This is a genomic window from Ancylomarina sp. YFZ004 (assembly GCF_054254355.1).
In genome coordinates, this window is the sequence record NZ_JBTCHQ010000004.1 from 391,072 (window position 1) to 409,727 (window position 18,656).

An 18,656-nucleotide genomic window follows, 5' to 3' on the forward strand; every position below is an offset into this window, starting at 1 on the left:
TAGCTGTTGATTTATAGTGTGTTTAGGAATATGTTCCAAATAAGAGATTAGGTCGTCTGATTTTGTTTTTTTTTATACATTTGCAGCGTAATTGGTTCTCGTGAATCTGACTTTTGTCAGATGGAGATGAAAAGGGAATCCGGTGTGAGTCCGGAGCTGTTCCCGTAGCTGTAAGCTCAGAAAAAAGCTTTTTCACTGCAATGCCACTGTTCGCCTTAGGCGGATGGGAAGGCCGAAAAAGTTGAGTAAGTCAGAAGACCTGCCAATGCAAACTTATTTTTCAAAACATTCGGAGAAGATGTTTGGAAGACGATCGAATGCGATATTTCTATTGTTCTATCCTTGTGTTTTCTTCTTTATCAATTATAAGATGAAGTTGAAATTATTACTTGTGCTGTTAGTAAGCTTTATAAGCTTAAATAGTTGGAGTCAAACTGTTGGAGTCGATACGATTCAGATTAATACCATTGATATTTTAGCACCTAGATTGAAGCATTTTTCAGAAGCTGAAAAGCATCAGGAAATTGATTCATTAACCCTTGTGCGATATGGAAGTCAGGATTTGGCCACACTATTGCAAAAGGTTTCACTGGTTAATATGTCATCGAATGGTTCTTTAGGAGCTTTATCAACTGTAGGTATTCGAGGGGCATCTGCTACTCACACATCGGTTAATTGGAATGGGATTCCAGTAAATTCAGTGACTACAGGTTCAGCCGATCTTTCCTTAATTAGCGCTGGAGCCTTTGACGATATAGAGGTTGTTTTTGGAGCTCCAGGATCCTTATATGGAAGTGGTACATATGGTGGTGCTATCAATTTATCCAATATACCTACTTGGAAAAAACATTCACGTTTAAATTTCATTTCTGAATACGGTAGTTTTTCAAATTCAAAACAGAGTTTAGTTGGAGCTTACTCTAACAAATATATTTCGTATTCAGGTCAAGTGTTTTACAGATATGGTAAAAATGATTTCGAGTATGACGATATTTATGATTTTGGTTCGCCCACAGAAAAGCTAAATCATAATGAAAATAAGGATTATGGCATAATTCAGGATCTTCATTTTAACTTGAATGAGCATTTTATTGATTTAGGCATTTGGTATCAGGTTAAGAATAAAAACATAGCAGGTTTGATGGGGATTGGAAAGCCTCATAGCCTTCAGAAACAAAGAGATTCTTCTATAAAAGCTTTTGTGGGATGGAAACATCTTTTCAACAAATTTCGTGTAGAAGCCAAAATTGCATACTTGTCGGATAATTTAAAATATACCGATAAAGAGACGGTAGGAGGCCCTTATAAGATCTATTCTAAAATTTCATCTCAACGTTTGATTAATGAAATGAATGTCCGTTGGTATGCGACTTCAAAGTTGAGTTTCGATGCCAATTTAAAGTATAATTATCTGGAAGCTGATGCATCGGCTTATGGGAATACGATTACGGAAAATGAAACGAAATTTGGGATTGTAGCCAATTATGCACCGCGAATTGGAAAATTCGTTTTATCATGGACTCAAGATAAAAGTAGCGAGGTTGATCCGCCATCGATGTTTGCAGCCAGTTCATTGGTTCATGTTTTACCAAATATTTTCGACTTTCGATTTAAAGTTGGAAGCCATTACCGCAGACCTACATTTAACGAAAGGTATTGGATCCCTGGAGGGAATCTCAATCTTAAATCGGAAGAAGGTTGGAATTATGAGCTAGGCTTGATTATGCTGGAAAGAAAATTAGCCGATGGTTTAATGGGGATTGATTTGAATTATTATAGGGCTGATAATACGAATGCCATTTCATGGCAACCCGATGGAAGTTATTGGAGTCCTAAGAATACTGGTAAAGTTCTTTCTCAAGGAGTTGAATTGGAAGCCAATTATAATAAGGATATATATCATGATTATAAGTTCAATTTCACAATGAAGTATGCTTATAATGATACTTATTATAATGATAAAATGGCTACGAATTATAAAAAGGAATTAGCGTATCGTCCTCATCATATTGTGAAATTGGGGAGTGATTTGATTCACGAAAAATGGAGTGTTGGACTTTTAGCCTCACATCGTTCAGATACAAAAACGAATGATGGAGATAATTTAGAAGGAAATATTTTGTTGGATATTAATGGAGCGTATAAGCTAAAACTAGCTGGAACAGATGTTAGTTTTAATGGACGAGTTGAAAATATATTTAATAAGTCATACGAACTTGTTAAATTTTACCCTATGCCTGGGAGAGCCTTTTATTTGGGGCTTAATATTAAGTTGAAATAAAGTTGTTTATACAATTAAATTTAAAATAAGATGAAAAAAGTATTGAATCTTGCGATGTATCTTGTAGTAGCAAGTCTTTTATTTGTGTCATGTTCTGATGATGATAATGATTCAATCCCCAATGTGAGTGTTGATGGAATTTATGTGTTAAATGAAGGAAGCACTAACGGGAGTATCACTTTTATCGATAAGGTTTCAGGTGAGCCTACTCTAAACTATTTTGAGTCTGTTAATGGTTTGCCATTAGGAAAATTTCCTCAGTCTATGACTTTTTCAGATGAATATGCTCTTATTACAGCGACTACAACGACTGGGGCAGGTTATGTTGAGATTGTTGATAAAGTTACGTTTAAGCATGTAGAGTCAATTACAGATTTAAGCTATCCACGTGATATTACCGTGGTTGGTGATATAGCGTATGTGTCTAATGGTAGTGGAGCTAACGCAGGTGATAAAAATGAAGTTTTAGTTATTAATCTAACTACCTTAAAAATTGTAAAAAGAATTGAAGTGGGTGCTGGTCCAGAGAAAATGGTTTTATCAGGTGATAAGCTTTATGTGGCAAACTCTGGTGGATGGTCTAATAGCGATAAAACAGTATCTGTTATCGATATTAACTCTAACACTGTGGTAACTACTCTTGAGGTTAAAAACTGTCCTAAGGATATGGTTGTTGATGCAAATGGAGATGTATGGGTGTATTGCGGAGGTAAGCCAAGTTACGATAGCAATTGGGCTTTAATTGGACTTGCTGAACCAGGTGTATCAAAAATTAGTGTCGCAAATAATGAAGTGACTTCTTACGAGTTGACAGATATTTCTACACCAGGTTTGAAAAATATTTGTATCTCTAAAGATAAAAAGACAATTTATTTTATGTCAGATGCAGTATATGCAATGGATTATAAAGCTACTGTTTTACCAACAGAGAAGTTTCTTGATAAAACATTCTATGGTATTGATGTAAACCCTGAGAATGGAAATATCTGGTGTTGTAATGCAACTTTCGGTCAGGCAGGTGAAGTTGTTGTTTATGATGAAGAGGCTCAGGAAATGAAATCATTTGCTGTTGGTGTTATGCCAAACTCGTCAAATTTTAAGTACTAGAACAAGCATAACAGATGAGTCATTAGGCTCTTCTTTTCAAGATATTAAGGGAACTTCTTCATGGAGTTCCCTTTTTTCACATCCTTTAATGGCTTACTTCTTCATTTTTTTTAATAAATAAGAAAGCTTCTATTTTACTCTTGTTCTCTGTCTTTATCTCCACTTGAGCTTTGTTTATTTGAGTCCTTTTAATAATTTCGGAAGGTTTGACTGATGAATATCAATTGAACTGAACCTAAACCCCCGAATAACTTAACTCAATCATAAACCTATGCACAAAACATTTTTATTTTTCTTAATCGTATTTATTCAAGCCAGTACCATCTTTGATGTTTCTGCTTGTACAAATTTTATTGTTACTAAAGGCGCCTCAAAGGACGGTTCTGTTATGGTTGTTTACACCTGCGATGGCGAATTTCATCCTCGTTTAAGGGTGGTAGAAGCAGCAGACTATAAGCCTGGAGAAATGCTTGAAATAAAGGATTGGAGTGGCAATGTTTTAGGTGCTATAAAACAAGTATTACACACTTATGCCATTGTTGGACCACATATGAATGAGCATCAGGTATCAATAGGAGAAACAACTTTTGGAGGAAGAGCCGAATTGGTTAATTCATCAAATCTTCTTCATTATTGGACTCTGATGCAACTCGCTCTTAAACGATCGAAAACTGCATTAGAAGCGGTAAAAGTAATGACAGAGTTAGCTGAGGAATATGGTTTTAATTGCGAAGGAGAATCCTTTTCTATTGCCGATGCCAATGAAGTTTGGATTCTGGAAATGGCTGGAACTGGAGAAGATGGGAAAGGCGCAGTTTGGGTAGCAAGAAAAGTGCCTGATGGTTACATTTCAGCACATGCCAACAAGTCTAGAATCGGAGAATTTCCCTTAGATGATCCTGAGAATTGTCTTTATTCTAAGAATGTAATTTCATTAGCCATCGAGAAAGGCTATTATAAGCCTGAATCTGGTGAGCCATTCCGATTTAATGAAGCCTATGATCCATCCAATCCTTCAAATTTGAGATATTGTGAATCAAGAGTGTGGAGCATGTTTAACCGATGTGCACCCTCATTAGAATTGTCAACAGATTATCACCGTGGTGTTGTTGGTGCAGAACGATACCCTTTATGGATAAAACCAGATTCTAAATTGGATGTAAAAGCGGTTTCATATTTGATAAGAGATCATTACGAAGGAACTGCATTTGATATGACAAAAGGAATAGAAGCTGGTCCATTCGGAAGTCCTAACCGTTGTCGTCCTCTAGTTCTCGAATCAGATGGGAAAACTGCTGTTTGGGAGAGACCTATTTCCACAAGAAACACCGCATTTTCTTTTATTGCTCAATCACGATCGTGGTTGCCTAACGAAATCGGAGGGGTGCTATGGTATGGCTATGATGACACCTATTACACTTGCTACACGCCTGTTTATTCTTGTACAAAAGAAATATCGAAGATATGGGGACAAGGAACACTTCAGAAATTTTCTTGGGATTCAGCTTGGTGGAGATTTAATTTTGTATCTAATTATTCTGATTTAAGGTATTCGGATATGATTAAGGATATCCAAAAAGTACAAAGAGAATTGGAAGATAAATTCTATGCATATATCCCTGCTATCGATAAAGCTGCAGGAGAACTATACAAAATAGATCCAAAATTAGCAGCAGGTTTTCTTTCAGATTTTTCTAATGACCAACTTGATTTAGTCGCAGAAAGATGGCTTGAACTAGCTGAGCATCTGATTACGAAATACAATGATGGTTATATAAAAGATGAAAAGGGCAGAGCTGAAACAGTAGGCTATTCTCAAGAATGGATTAATAAAGTAATTCAAGATAACTCAAGCCATTTACTACCTGTTTGGAAAAAAGGAAAAGCTATAGAACCTATTCACTATTAAACTTTTGGTTATGTAACGCTATATCAGAACTAGATAGTTATGTGTTTAAAAGGGAGCTCCTTACGAGGAAACTCCCTTTTTTTTAGATTGAACTTTCGCTATTTAATAAGCGTGATTGAACCTTCTCTATGATACTTGCCATGTATTTTCATGCCTTGCCATGTGGCACCATTTTTAAATACGGCTCTGATTTTCCAGATATATATTCCCTGAGGGAGAGATTTTCCTTCAAGGGTTCCATCCCATCCTTCAGCAGGCCTACCATCTTTTATCTGATTGGAAAACCAAACCACTTTTCCCCAATGATCAAGAATTTCAATATCATAACTATAAAGTCCTATTCCTTTGGGAAGGAATAATGCAACTTGCGGATTTGGATTCCCTGGATTAAAAGCATTGGGAACAAATAGGCTGCTCATCAGATCAACTTCAACGGGTTCCGAAATTATATTTTGACAAGAATAAGCTGAAAGGGCAGTTAATTTGACATGGAAAGTCCCATTGTTTTCGTATTTGTGCAGTGGATCTATTTCCTGACATAGCTGGAAGTCATCAAAATCCCAATGATATGTATATTTATTGTCTTTAATCCAGTCTTTGTTCACGACTTCAGTTAGATTCGTAAATTGGATTAAACCATTATTCGGAGGAGATATACCTTCTGGTATATCTATACCATCAGGTGGGGTATTTATATTCTCCCACGTAAAATTAACATCGGGTTTAGGATAGACAAAAATGGCATTTTTAGCAAACAAACTATCTGCACAATTACCATCACCAACAACTTTGAGTGTTAAATCATACCTGCCGTAATCTTTAAAGATATGGCTTGCATTTTTACCTTCACAGCTGGCTCCATCACTGAAAGTCCAATAGCAATATTTGCTATCTGTTGACATATCGGCAAATTCAATCAGTTCATCCTGACAACTTGTTTTCGATACGGTTTTATATTTGGGTACAGGAGCTTTGTAGACATTTAATTCTTGGGTGAAGGTATCGGTACAATGAAATTGATTTTCGGCAATCAATTTAATATTGTATTTCCCTTCACTTACAAAAGTTTCTTCAATAGCTTGTTTATCTGTTTGTATTGTCCCATTGTCAAAATCCCATACATAACCGTTAAATTCTTTATCAGTACTGGTGTTTTGAACTTTTAAGCTTACAGGTATGATACAGGATCTGTTAATGTCCATTTCGAATTGAGCAATAGGTTTTGGACGGGATAATATATCTGCGCTTAGTGTATCCAGACAGCCCTCATTTGATTCTGTAATTAGAGAAACGGTGTAATTACCCTGTGAAAAATTATGCCTTGGATTCTTTGCGGAACTTTTACTACTGTCATTAAAATCCCATTGATAGTAATCTGTAAAACTAGATTTATTAATAAAGCTGACTTGAAATGGTTCACAGCCTTCATTCGAGGATAAACTATAGTCTGCTATGGGTTTTTGATGAATTACAAGTTCCTTGGTTTGTGTTTTCGGGCAACTGTTCTCTTTTGAAATCGCGCTTAATTTAATTAGGTAGTTTCCTGCTTTATTAAAACGGTGGCTGATGTTTGATCCTTCAATAATGGTTCCATCACCAAAATTCCATGTGAAATTTGTAAATTGATTGATGATATTTTCTGGAATACTCAGTTGTACTTCTTCGAACATACAAAATTTGCGTGCTTTCATTTCAAAATCGATGGCTATGGCATCGTTCACAATTATTTCCCGTGTTGTTAAATCTGTAGCACAGGTATCGTGCACACTTAATTGAACCTGATAAATTCCTGCTTTTTCAAAGGTGTGATAAACAGTTTTTCCTTCATAATCGCGTACTGTCATTTCTCCATCTTCAAATATCCAGTCCGATTCAAGATAATCACCTGTTCCGGTTGATAGATTTTGAAATTCAACAGTAAAAGGGGCACAACCTTCAGCATCTTCAACTTTCATAACTGCTACTGCAGTATTGGGATAAACTGTCATGTTTTTAGTTATGGAACGTGAGCCACATTCGTTTGTTGCACGCAAGGTAATAGGATATATTGTTTTTTCTTCCCCAGTAACATACGTGTGTTCAAATGGACGTTCCACTTTTTTAGCCTTATAGGTATAAGTCGTGCCATCTCCAAAATCGAATTCGTAATCTGTCGATAATCCTGTTGAATGATTAAAGAGTTCACGAACAACAGGAGAGCAGCCGTAGGCCGAAGGCAAAATTTCAAATAGTGGGATGGGGTGGGGTTTAACGATAACCTTATCCTTAAATATTGAAATTCCGGCCTTATTTTCTAAAGTTAGACTGACAAAGTAAGTGGTGTCGCTAAGAACACCTTGTTCATAAATTACAGGATTTGGCTTGGCTTCGGTCGATTGTGTTCCATTGCCAAAATCCCATAAATAGTTCATGAATTTTCCTGTTGATAAATTGGTGAATTCTATACTTAAAGGACCACAGCCATCAGCTGTTTTACTAAAGCGAGCTTCAGGTTTTCCAATAACTTCAATTTCCGATGTTAGAGTGTTAAAGCAGCCATCCTTAGATTTAGCAGTTAACTCTATTGTGTAAAAGCCCTTGTTTGTATAAGTGTGTTTTGGAGCAAAATTGGTAGATGTATTACCATCTCCAAAATCCCAAGAGTATGAAATGGCATTAAGACTGTTATTTTTAAACTCGACAGGGATATGAATAGCTGCAATGCTTTCGTGGGTGAAATCCATTTCAGGCAAAGGATTCATAGGGATCATTTTTTCGATAAGTTCAGTACAACCTTCACTATTAGTAACGACCAGCGATATTTTATAGTCTTTCGCCTCACTAAATTGATGAATTGGATTTTGCAATTCTGATGTAGTACCACCTTCAAATGTCCATAACCAGGATGTGATATTGTAGATTCCTGCCGTACTTAGATCCTCGAATTGAACTGGATTGCCTACACAAGAGTTTCCTGTTGTGAAATCAGCTACTGGTGTAGGTACAATGGTTAATAGCATCTCGTCTTCTATCAGATCGCAATTGGAATTTCCATTAGCTCTTAAGCTTAGATGGATAATTCCTGTTTCATCCGGATTTGCGATATATGTAGGTTCAATGGTATTGCTGTTTTGTATCGAACCTTTCCCTGTTGTTTCCCATATGATTGAACTGTAATTGTCAGCTTGGGAACCCAAAGGGTAAGCTGTTGATTTTTGCTTGATTGTATAGCTGCCTGTTTTTTGACAGATTTGAGCATTTTCTCCTGCATTGACAGTAGGGGCTGGTGTAAAACTTAGCAACATTTCATCTTCTGCACTAAGGGTACAAGGATTAAGTCCCCCAACACTAATTTTTAAAAGAACCGAACCTAAAATATAATCCTCCTCGCTTGGAATATATATGGCTTTCAATTTTGAATCGTCATTAAAGCTACCTGTTCCCGAACTGGTCCAAAGAATTGTAGAAAAAGAGGTGGCTTCTGTTGCTATTAAATCATAGTTTTTTCCAAAACAAATGCTTGCGTCATCACCAGTACTAACATGTGGAATGGGGATAATATTTAAAGATATAACATCAGAGCTACTGGAACAAGAGCCTTGACCGCTCCCGATGAGTTCCAGTTTTACAATCCCTGTTTTTCCATCCGCCGGAGTATAGATAGGGTACAGAATAGTCTCGTCAGAGAAACTACCTTCATCATTTGTTTTCCACAATAAACTGGAGGTGTTTTCTTCTTGTGCACTTAATAACGTGTAAGCCTGACCTTGACAAACTTCATCATTAGCTCCAGCTTTAACTATTGGAGCAGGCGTGATTGTCAGCATCATATCATCTTCTGCAAATTCATTGCAAGGATTGATAGAGTTAGCCTTAATCGTTATTTTAACCTGGCCTGCAAGCTTGTCATTATCACCCAGAATGTAGTTGGCGTTTAATCCTTCTTCACTCTTAAAGAAACCATCGCCAGATGTTGCATATTCTATGGTAGACCATGAGTTAGCCATTAGCTGCCCAGCTTCATCACCAATATTCATTTGGTAAACTTGATTGGTGCAAACTTCTCCATCGTCGCCAGCCTCAACTGTTGGATGTGGAACAATTGTGATGTTTGTGCAGGCTGTTTTATCATCACATAAGCCATTACCCTCTACGCTTAAGCAGAAATTGATATCACCTATTTCACCTATTTTGGCGGTGTAAGTAGGTTTCAGACCATCTCCATTTGTAATCGTTCCTAATCCAGTTGTAGACCAAACGTAACCAGGAGTAAAATCTATCACTGTTTCTGTTGCTAAATATATTCCATCCTCACATATATCAGCTTTATCCAATAGACTTACCACTGGTGCAGGTGTCATGTTTAATATCATATCATCCTGAACAGAAGAACAGAAACCTTTCCCATAAACGAATAGGCTTAGTGTTGTTTCTCCCATATCGACTGAACCCGGATGGTAGATAGGAGTGAGAGTTTCTCCGTTTTCGAAATACCCATCGGGAGATGATGTTTTCCATTCAAGCCTTGAACTATTTTCTGCTGTTGCAGTCGTAACTTCATACAATCCACCTTGGCAAATTGTTTCATCTTTTCCTGCATAAGCAATGGCTAAGGGCGTAATTGTAAGCGTCATTTCATCACTGTGGGGATCGGCACAATGTTTATTGGAATTTGCTGTTAGCTGAAGAATCACACTTCCATTTGTGATATCTTCAACTCCTGGTGTATAAATCGCATTTAAGGAGTTAGGTGTATCGAAGCTACCATCACCTAAGCTTAACCAAGATACTGATTGCGCTGAGTAAACCGATGCTCGATTACTCCCATCTGTTAAATTATAGCTTCCATCAGCACAAATCTCATTATCGACTCCTGCATTTGCAACTGGCTTGGCTATTAGCGTTAATTCCAAATTATCGCTTATAGCACTACAGGCGCCTATTGGCTGTGCTGTAAGGCTTAGGGTGATGATACCCGTTTCATTTGGATCTGCTATGTATTTTGCATCCAATTTCGTGGCATCGTCAAAATTTCCCTCCCCGTTACTGGTCCACAATATGGATGAGGTATATTGTGCAGCCCCATTTAAGTTTGTAATACTGCCCTGACAATTTGTAATATCAACTCCTGCATCTACCTCCGGGGGGTCTGTAAATGTTAAGGTCATTTTATCAGTCACAGCCTCTAAGCAACTTCCTTCTGGTTTGGCTTCAATACTTAATTCTACTTTTCCATCTGTTAAATCTTTTTCTGATGGGGTGTAAGTGGCATTGAGGGCAGTTGGGTATGTAAAGCTACCTGTACCCGAACTGGACCATAAGAGATTTAGATAATTGCTTGCTTGTGCCATGTCTGGGGCACTTCCTGTTTGAATCATGTAATTTGTAACTGTTTTACACATACTCGCATCAGCGCCAGCATTCACATTTGGTTTTTTAGAAATATAAACTCTTTTTATATCATGCGCTTTACAGGGTGCATCGCCTAAAGCGTTTAATCCTAAAATTACAGCACCATACTCGATGTCTTTAATCCCAGGAATATATGTACCATTTAAAGAATTCTCATCTGAAAAAACACCATCACCTGAGCTATCCCATTTATTAATAGAGCTACTTGAAGTACCAGATAAGTTAACTTCTTCTCCTTCGCATATTCTGGCATTATCCTTGGCATCTACAGTTGGCTGTTTTACAACCTCCAGCTTAAATGTTTTTTGTGCTACAGGACAATTCCCCTTACCATATGCTGTTAGCGTTAGGGTGATTGTTCCTGAAAATTCAGAAGTAGGAGTAAAGCTTGTATGGGTTGAGGTTTTATTTGAGAATGAACCTGCTTCACTAGCTGTCCATTCAAGTGATTTAGCATTGTCAACTACTACACCTTCAATATCACAGGTAGAATATTGACAGATTTTATCAGTGGTTTTGTCAAAGCTTATAATAGGTGCAGGGGTAATATAGATTGTTTTATGGTCAATTTCTTCGCCACAAGTTCCATTTCCTTCTGCAGTTAAGGTTAGTTCTATTGTTGATTTAGCATGATCCTCAGCGCCTAAATTGTAAGTAGGACTAAGGTTTTTGTCATCTGAGAAAGTTCCATCTCCGGTCGAGGTCCATGTAAAAGAAAGATAGTCCTCTAAACTTGCATCAGTAATTTCAAAAGAAGTATCGTTGTTACAAATTGACATATTGGCACCAGCATTAACTGTTGGTTTGGCAATAATCGTAGTTCGTTTTTCAACGGAATTAGTACATCCATCATTTGAGACTACTGTTAAGCGATCGGTAAAAGCACCTGCTGTCATAAAAGTATTTGTGGCATTCTGACCATTTACTGTGTTGCCATTACCAAAAAGCCAGGTGTAGGTCTTCATGGCTTCCGGAAATGCATTATAGACAATCTCTTCGTCTTCGCACGAGGGGTCTAAGCGTGTGAACGAAATCTCTGGAATGGCAAAGATGTTAAATTCGATTTGATGCACATCAGACCAACCGCATTGTGAATTTCGTGCTTTAAAACGAATACTTGACGCTCCGATTTTTGAGAATGTAACGGGATCAGGATCGCGTAAACTCGATGACGAAATGATTCCATTGTTATCGAAAGTCCACAGGTATTCTACCATTTCATTACTTACAATACCAAAACTCACTTTCCCATTGTCAGTATATGTGGCACTGGGCGTAAATGTAAAAGCCCCGCAGTGCCCTCCATTTATTATTTCTGTTGGCGTATTTATTAGAACTACAGGTTTGTCCGAAACTTCTACCACATATTCGTATTCTTCTGTACCGCAAAGAGATTCTTTCTGCAGATGTACGGTGTGTTTTCCAGCCTTGTTAAATTTTATTTTAGGATTTTGACTAATTGAACTGGTACCATCAACAAACTCGTAGGCTCCTAATGTAGAAGTCCAAAGGTATGTGGTCTTTTGTATGGCTTCAATCTCAGGAACTTCAGTTGTTGTGAGACTCACGATTTCTTCATCGGCTAGACAAAAATTATGAGGAGTGTAAGTTGTTGTGTTTTCATTTTCGTAAATGGAAATTTCTCCGGTAGTTTCTACAGAAGTGCTACAGGCGTTTGCCAAGTAAAAAGTTATTTTGTAGGCTCCTGTTTTTAAAAATTTTATCGAAATGTTTCCTTTCGAATCTGCACTTCCTGATACAAAGTAATAATCAGTTCCCAATTCTCCATTTCCAACTTCTATTCCATCTTCATATTTTGTTACAGTCCATTCATGATTATTTGTAGCTTCACAAAAAGCATCATCTAAACCATAATTTGAATTGTTTTGAAATTTAAAAATTGTGTTATTTGAGCAGCCTGTGTGGTTATCTGTTATAATTTTACGTTCTTCATCTTTAAAGAATTCTATATTTAAGTTGATGTTTTTGGAAATAGTTATGTCATTTACACTTACTCCAAATCCTTTTAGGTTATTTCTATCAATTCTTATTCTTGGGCTTACAGTTGTTGCGAAATGATCTTCATCACCTTCAAAGTCACAAGAGGTGTTTTTATAAACATGGCTCATAATTGCAGAGTTGTCAATGATACTGTCGTAATTCCAAATTATTGGAATTGTATCATCTCCAAAAGTCCATCGATATGTTGTTGAGCGAGGATTATTTTCGTAATTTTTTAATTTGAAAATGAATTTTTGTCCGAGACATCCGTTATCTCCTTCAATCTTTTCAATTTCTGCATCGGGTACCGTATTGTATACAATATAATCGTAAGAGTATTCTTCTCCTAAATAGATGATTGTAATAACCAAATCAAACTGATCTTGGGTGTCATAGGTGTGTTTGAGAGGGAACTTTTTATTCTTAACACCATTTATATTAGAGCCATCACCCCAATTAATTTTATATTCTGAGATGTTATCGGTAATTGTTTCATCGGTAAGATTTTCCAATACGAAATCGAACTCCAGATTCTCAGCACTAAAATCCCAGTGGTAGAAATAACCATTTGTATCGTTGAAATTACAAGCGGGCTTTTGTGCTTGTAGAGCATAAGCGTTTATGAAAAGTAAAACGAAGCTAATCAGTTTTGGTAAGCTTTTTATTATTGTGGTTTGGGATCTATTCATGATTATCGGACTTTGATCCAACAAATGTTTTTAAAAGTGTAATAAATTTAATTACCTTAAAATAAGCATTTTGTAGAATTTGTGTTTGATCTGTTTTTTTTGATTTTTATTTTAAAATAAATCTTTAATGTGTTTTGTTAAACTTATTCAAGAGTTTGTTAATGTGGTCAGTGTTGTTTTTTTTATGATTAAATATATAAAAACACGGATGAATGTCGTAAATGTAGGTTAATTATGTTTAAATTTAATGAAAAGTATGTAATATTGAAGGCATATCATTAAAAAGGATTATCTCTTGAAAAATTTATCTATTGTTATCTATTTAAATCTTTTTGCATCATTATTATGTTTGTCTATAAGAGCGAATGCCCAGGATGTTACTTTTTCTCTTTTTGATCAAAACAAGACACATTATAACCCCGCGTTAACCGGTCTGCATTCTGGATTAATTCATACCAATTTTGTTTATCGAAAGCAGTGGCTTAATTTTCCAGGTGAGTTTAGTACCACGAATTTCAATCTGGATTATAAAGAATATGGTTCATGCGGATTTGGCTTATTTGTTATTTCAGATATCGAAGGAGAATCTTTGTTGACCACCAATTCGTTTGGAGCAAATTTCTCATGGCGAGGTGAAATTAGTGAGTACTCAGGTGCTTTTTTTCAACTTGGTGTTAAAGCCAGTTATAATGTCAAAGAGATTGATTTGAGTCGTCTTACTTTTAGTGACGAGCTGGACGAAATATATGGACCTATTTATGGATCGACATATATTGCTGATCGTAACCGGTCTGACTATATCGATTTTTCAGTTGGGGGAATGGTCAGTTTTAACGCCTATAATCTGTTCACAAATATTATTGGAGTTGCCATCCATCATTTTACCCGTCCCAATATCTCTTTTCAGGGAGGAGCAGATAAAATTCCCATCAAATTAACTCTTCATGCCCAAACTGAATACAATACTCAGGTTTATAGTTTAAACCGCCGTGATAAAATGCGTATAGGTCCTTCACTTGTTTATGAGATGCAAGGCAGTCATATAGGAAGTAGCCAATCAGCTAACAGTCTAATGTGTGGTTTTGATATTGACTCTGATCCTTTGAGTGGTGGAATTTGGTATCGGACACAGTTTTCAAATAATTCGGATAGAAATTACAGGGCCTTGATTTTTAAACTAGGGCTTCGTATTTATTCTCAAAATAATAAGGTGGTATATAATTTGTTTTATGCCTACGATCTGGCGACTAAAAATTACACTAAATACACCCGTGACTCTCACGAAATAGGACTTTCTATGTCGTTTTCCTTTAGAAGGAGATTCAAGTGTCACAATAAGTTTTAAATACTTCCTTAAGAATAGATAATTTGCTGATATACAAATAGAATTAGTATTGAAGAGGGGACCTTCCATCGGGAGTTCCCTTTTTTGTGCCTAAACGTTTAAAACTATACTTTTCACCAAGGTTTATAGAGTACCTATATGTAGTGATTTTTAAAAATGATGAGATAAAAACTAAGAATTTCGACTTGAATTCAAGTTTTATATTTAGTTTTAATGTAGAATAAGTCTAAATAATAAGTATGCTTTATCTATTCATAAAAAAGATAAGATGTTCTCTTTTTATAAGTTGTTTGATGAAAAGTTCTTATTAGTAATTTTAAATGTGCCTATTATAAGTTATATTTATTGGGCAATGCTTTATTAATGAAGCTATTCTACTGTGATAATATCAATCGAAATTAACTATAAACAAAGCCTATGATTTTAGGATTATTGAAGGAGCAAGGCGCTGAGCAGCGAGTGGCTCTTTTACCAGAAATAGTCTCCAAGCTGGTTCAAGCAAAGGTGGAGGTATGCGTAGAGACAGGTGCAGGAAGGAAAGCTTTCCAAAACGACGAGGCATATAGCGATGCTGGCGCAAAAATAATTAAGCGAGAGGACCTTTTAAAGAAAGCCGATTTATTTGTTCAAATTGGTGAACCGAGTAAGGCTCTAATCCAAAGCTTGAATGATAAACAAGTTTGGTTGAGTCAGTATAACCCACTTTGGAATACTGATTTGGTGAAAGCTTTCCAGTCGAGTGGGATAACGAGTTTTAGCATGGATTCTATTCCACGTACTACAAGAGCACAGGCTATGGATGTTTTGTCGTCTATGGCTACAGTTTCGGGCTATAAAGCAGTACTTCAAGCTGCCAATGAACTTCCAAACTTCTTCCCCATGTTTATGACGGCCGCTGGGACTATTCGTCCGGCTACTGTTCTTATATTGGGTGCTGGTGTGGCAGGTTTGCAGTCAATTGCTATTGCACGTAAGTTAGGTGCACAAGTTGAAGCTTTCGACGTTAGAGCAGCTGTTAAGGAAGAGGTGAACAGCCTTGGGGCTAAATTCGTTGAAGTTGAAGGTGCCATTGATGATTCAGCTGCTGGAGGTTATGCTGTAGAGCAAACAGAGGATTTCAAGAAGAAACAGCAAGAAGCAATTAACGATCATGCGGCTAAAGCAGATGTGATAATTTGTACGGCTCAAATTCCAGGTAGAAAAGCGCCTCTTTTAATTCCAACAGTAGCTGTTGAACGGATGCGACCAGGTTCGGTTATTATCGATTTGGCAGCATCAAGTGGAGGAAATTGCGAATTGACTAAAAATAACGAGACACTTATTCACAATGAAGTCAAAATTATTGGTCAGTCGGAATACCCATCTCTAATGCCAATTGATGCCAGTAAAATGTTTGGTAAGAATGTGCTTAATTTTCTTCAATTAATGATAGCCGATGATGGCTCATTGAATCTGAATTTCGATGATGATATTGTGAAAGGTACTTGTATCACTCATTCGGGCGAAATCTATAACGAACGTGTTAAATCAGTTGTTGAATCCTAAATCACATACAAATGGAACAAATACTCGTCTATTTTTTTACATATAAAGAGGCCATTTTTGTAATAGCCTTATCCATATTCTTGGGAATTGAAGTCATATCCAATGTTCCCTCAGTTCTTCACACACCTCTCATGTCGGGAGCCAATGCCATTAGTGGTGTTATTATTATCGGAGGAATCATTTTAGTAGGTCATGCCGATACATCAACACTTTCTTTGGAGTTAGTACTTGGTTTTTTCGCTGTTATATTCGGAACACTCAATGTTGTGGGTGGTTTTGTCGTGACAGATCGCATGTTAGAGATGTTTAAAAAGAAGAAAAAATAAGAAGATATGGAACAAATAATCGGAAATATAAATGGGATTGATTTCACCTTAGGTGATACAATTCTCGAACTAAGTTATTTAATTGCAGCTCTCTTTTTTGTTGTTGGATTGAAATTACTAAGTCATCCGGAATCGGCACGACGTGGTAACTTCTTTGCTGGAGGCGGTATGGTATTAGCTATGTTTACAACTCTTATTCTTCATAAAGATGCAGGAGGGAATAGTATCCAATTGACTAATGTTTGGATTATTCTATTCGCACTGACAATAGGATCAGTTATTGGATGGATTGTGGCTCGTCGTATTAAAATGACTGCTATGCCTCAATTGGTATCTCTTTTTAATGCAACTGGTGGTGCAGCTTCAGCTTTGGTAGCTTTACTAGAATTTCCCAATGCAGATATGAATAATTTAGGATCAGTTTTGGTTACGGTTCTTGGTTTATTTATTGGAGCGGTTGCTTTTAGTGGTTCTATGATAGCTTACGGTAAGCTAGATGGAAAGGTGAAAGATATATTTTCAGGTGTGATGAAATATGTCAACTTACTACTTTTAGTGGCTGTTGTCGCTATTTCGGTATTTATCATGATTTCTGGGCAAACTCCAGAGCAATTGAATTGGGCAATCTACCTATTATTGGGCGTTTCTCTTCTATATGGTATCATGTTCGTAATGCCAATTGGTGGAGCCGATATGCCAGTCGTTATTTCTTTACTGAACAGTTTTACAGGTATTGCAGCTGCAATGGCAGGTTTCATCTACAACAACCAAGCAATGATCTTGGGTGGTATTTTAGTAGGTGCTGCCGGAACAATTCTAACCTTAATTATGTGTAAGGCAATGAATCGTTCTTTACTGAATGTGATTATTGGTTCCTTTGGAGGCGGTGGCACTTCAGCTGCTAATCAGGAAGGTGGCGATATGAAGGAAATCAGTTTGAGTGACGCATCTATCTTGTTGTCTTATTCAAAGTCAGTAGTGATTGTTCCTGGTTATGGTTTAGCTGTAGCCCAAGCACAGCATGTTTGTCATGAATTGGAAGAAATTTTAAGCGGCAAAGGTGTAAATGTTCGATTTGCTATACATCCTGTTGCTGGTCGTATGCCAGGACATATGAATGTGTTATTGGCTGAGGCTGATGTGCCATACAACCAGTTGATAGAGATGGAGAATATTAATCCAGATATGCCTAACACGGATGTGGTGATGGTTATTGGAGCTAACGATGTCGTCAATCCTGCAGCACTTAACGACCCAGGAAGTCCGATTGCTGGTATGCCAATTATTAATGCGCACCTTGCAAAAAATGTCATTGTAATGAAACGTGGACGAGGTAAAGGTTATGCAGGAATTGAAAATGAGTTGTTTTTCGGAGAGAAGACTCGCATGCTCTTTGGAAATGCAAAAGACAGCTTGCAGAACCTTGTCAATGAAATAAAGAGTTTGTAAAAGCAAGATAATCAATTGTATCATTAAGATTTAAAAAGATGAGACAGAAATTTATATTGACCGTATTGATGAGTATACTCTTTTCAATACCCATGCTGAAAGCTTCGGAAGTGAATATTAAAAATGATGAAGTGAAAAATAAAACTGAAATGAGCGAAGCAGAGAAGTTAGTCGTCGTTTGGACGAGTGGAGATAAGGAAGTTGCCATGAAGATGGTATTTATGTATACGTATAATGCCAAGAAACAAGCCTGGTGGGATGATGTAACACTCTTGGTTTGGGGTCCTTCTTCAAAACTTCTTTCTCAAGATAAAGATTTGCAAGACTATGTGAAGAAAATGATGGAATCAGGTGTGCATGTTATGGCATGTAAAGCTTGTGCCGATCAATATGGTGTTGCCGATCAGTTGAAAGAACTTGGCATCACCGTCAAATATGCAGGTGAAGATTTGACAAAGTTCATTAAGGAACGAAAAGTTGTTACTTTCTAAAAGAAAGAAAAATAAAAAGCTCCTGAAATTCTATATTTTAGGAGCTTTTTGCATTTCAGTAAATTGATTATGTATTATAATGTCTGAATTTTATTGATTAATAAATATTATTGTTGTAATTT

General features: G+C 36.7%; 9 protein-coding genes and 1 riboswitch. Of the genes, 8 read left to right on the forward strand and 1 reads right to left on the reverse strand.

The annotated features are described in order from the left end of the window. Positions 1 to 75: 75 nt before the first annotated feature. Positions 76 to 282, forward strand: a riboswitch (cobalamin riboswitch). The 3 genes from ACXR6G_RS09310 (at position 266) to ACXR6G_RS09320 (ending at position 5,297) form a co-directional block, all read left to right on the forward strand. After that, positions 266 to 2,281, forward strand: a complete 2,016-nt coding sequence (locus tag ACXR6G_RS09310) for a TonB-dependent receptor plug domain-containing protein (protein WP_458361149.1) — start codon at positions 266 to 268, stop codon at positions 2,279 to 2,281. Its footprint overlaps the riboswitch before it by 17 nt. Before the next feature lie 30 nt (positions 2,282 to 2,311). After that, positions 2,312 to 3,388: a hypothetical protein gene (locus ACXR6G_RS09315; RefSeq protein WP_458361150.1), complete on the forward strand. Its 1,077-nt coding sequence runs from the start codon at positions 2,312 to 2,314 to the stop codon at positions 3,386 to 3,388. Between the two features lie 271 nt (positions 3,389 to 3,659). Continuing rightward, entirely contained in the window at positions 3,660 to 5,297 is a 1,638-nt protein-coding gene (locus tag ACXR6G_RS09320; RefSeq protein ID WP_458361151.1) for a dipeptidase, read from the forward strand. A 98-nt stretch (positions 5,298 to 5,395) separates the two neighbouring features. On the opposite strand, the gene ACXR6G_RS09325 is transcribed toward ACXR6G_RS09320, so the two are convergent. Next, positions 5,396 to 13,378 carry a PKD domain-containing protein gene (locus tag ACXR6G_RS09325; RefSeq protein ID WP_458361152.1) on the reverse strand — a complete coding sequence of 2,661 codons (7,983 nt, stop codon included), beginning with the start codon at positions 13,376 to 13,378 and terminating at the stop codon, positions 5,396 to 5,398. A 295-nt stretch (positions 13,379 to 13,673) separates the two neighbouring features. Between ACXR6G_RS09325 and ACXR6G_RS09330 the strand changes: the two genes are divergently transcribed. The 5 genes from ACXR6G_RS09330 (at position 13,674) to ACXR6G_RS09350 (ending at position 18,534) form a co-directional block, all read left to right on the forward strand. Beyond that, positions 13,674 to 14,723: a PorP/SprF family type IX secretion system membrane protein gene (locus ACXR6G_RS09330; RefSeq protein WP_458361153.1), complete on the forward strand. Its 1,050-nt coding sequence runs from the start codon at positions 13,674 to 13,676 to the stop codon at positions 14,721 to 14,723. A gap of 417 nt (positions 14,724 to 15,140) precedes the next feature. Further along, positions 15,141 to 16,268, forward strand: a complete 1,128-nt coding sequence (locus tag ACXR6G_RS09335; protein WP_458361154.1) for a Re/Si-specific NAD(P)(+) transhydrogenase subunit alpha — start codon at positions 15,141 to 15,143, stop codon at positions 16,266 to 16,268. 11 nt (positions 16,269 to 16,279) lie between these two features. Beyond that, positions 16,280 to 16,594 (forward strand): NAD(P) transhydrogenase subunit alpha, encoded by a 315-nt coding sequence (locus tag ACXR6G_RS09340; protein WP_458361155.1) that lies wholly within the window; start codon positions 16,280 to 16,282, stop codon positions 16,592 to 16,594. A 6-nt stretch (positions 16,595 to 16,600) separates the two neighbouring features. Then, on the forward strand, positions 16,601 to 18,043 hold the full coding sequence (locus ACXR6G_RS09345) for an NAD(P)(+) transhydrogenase (Re/Si-specific) subunit beta (protein ID WP_458361156.1): 1,443 nt from the start codon (positions 16,601 to 16,603) through the stop codon (positions 18,041 to 18,043). 38 nt (positions 18,044 to 18,081) lie between these two features. Next, positions 18,082 to 18,534: a DsrE family protein gene (locus ACXR6G_RS09350; protein WP_458361157.1), complete on the forward strand. Its 453-nt coding sequence runs from the start codon at positions 18,082 to 18,084 to the stop codon at positions 18,532 to 18,534. Positions 18,535 to 18,656 lie beyond the last annotated feature (122 nt).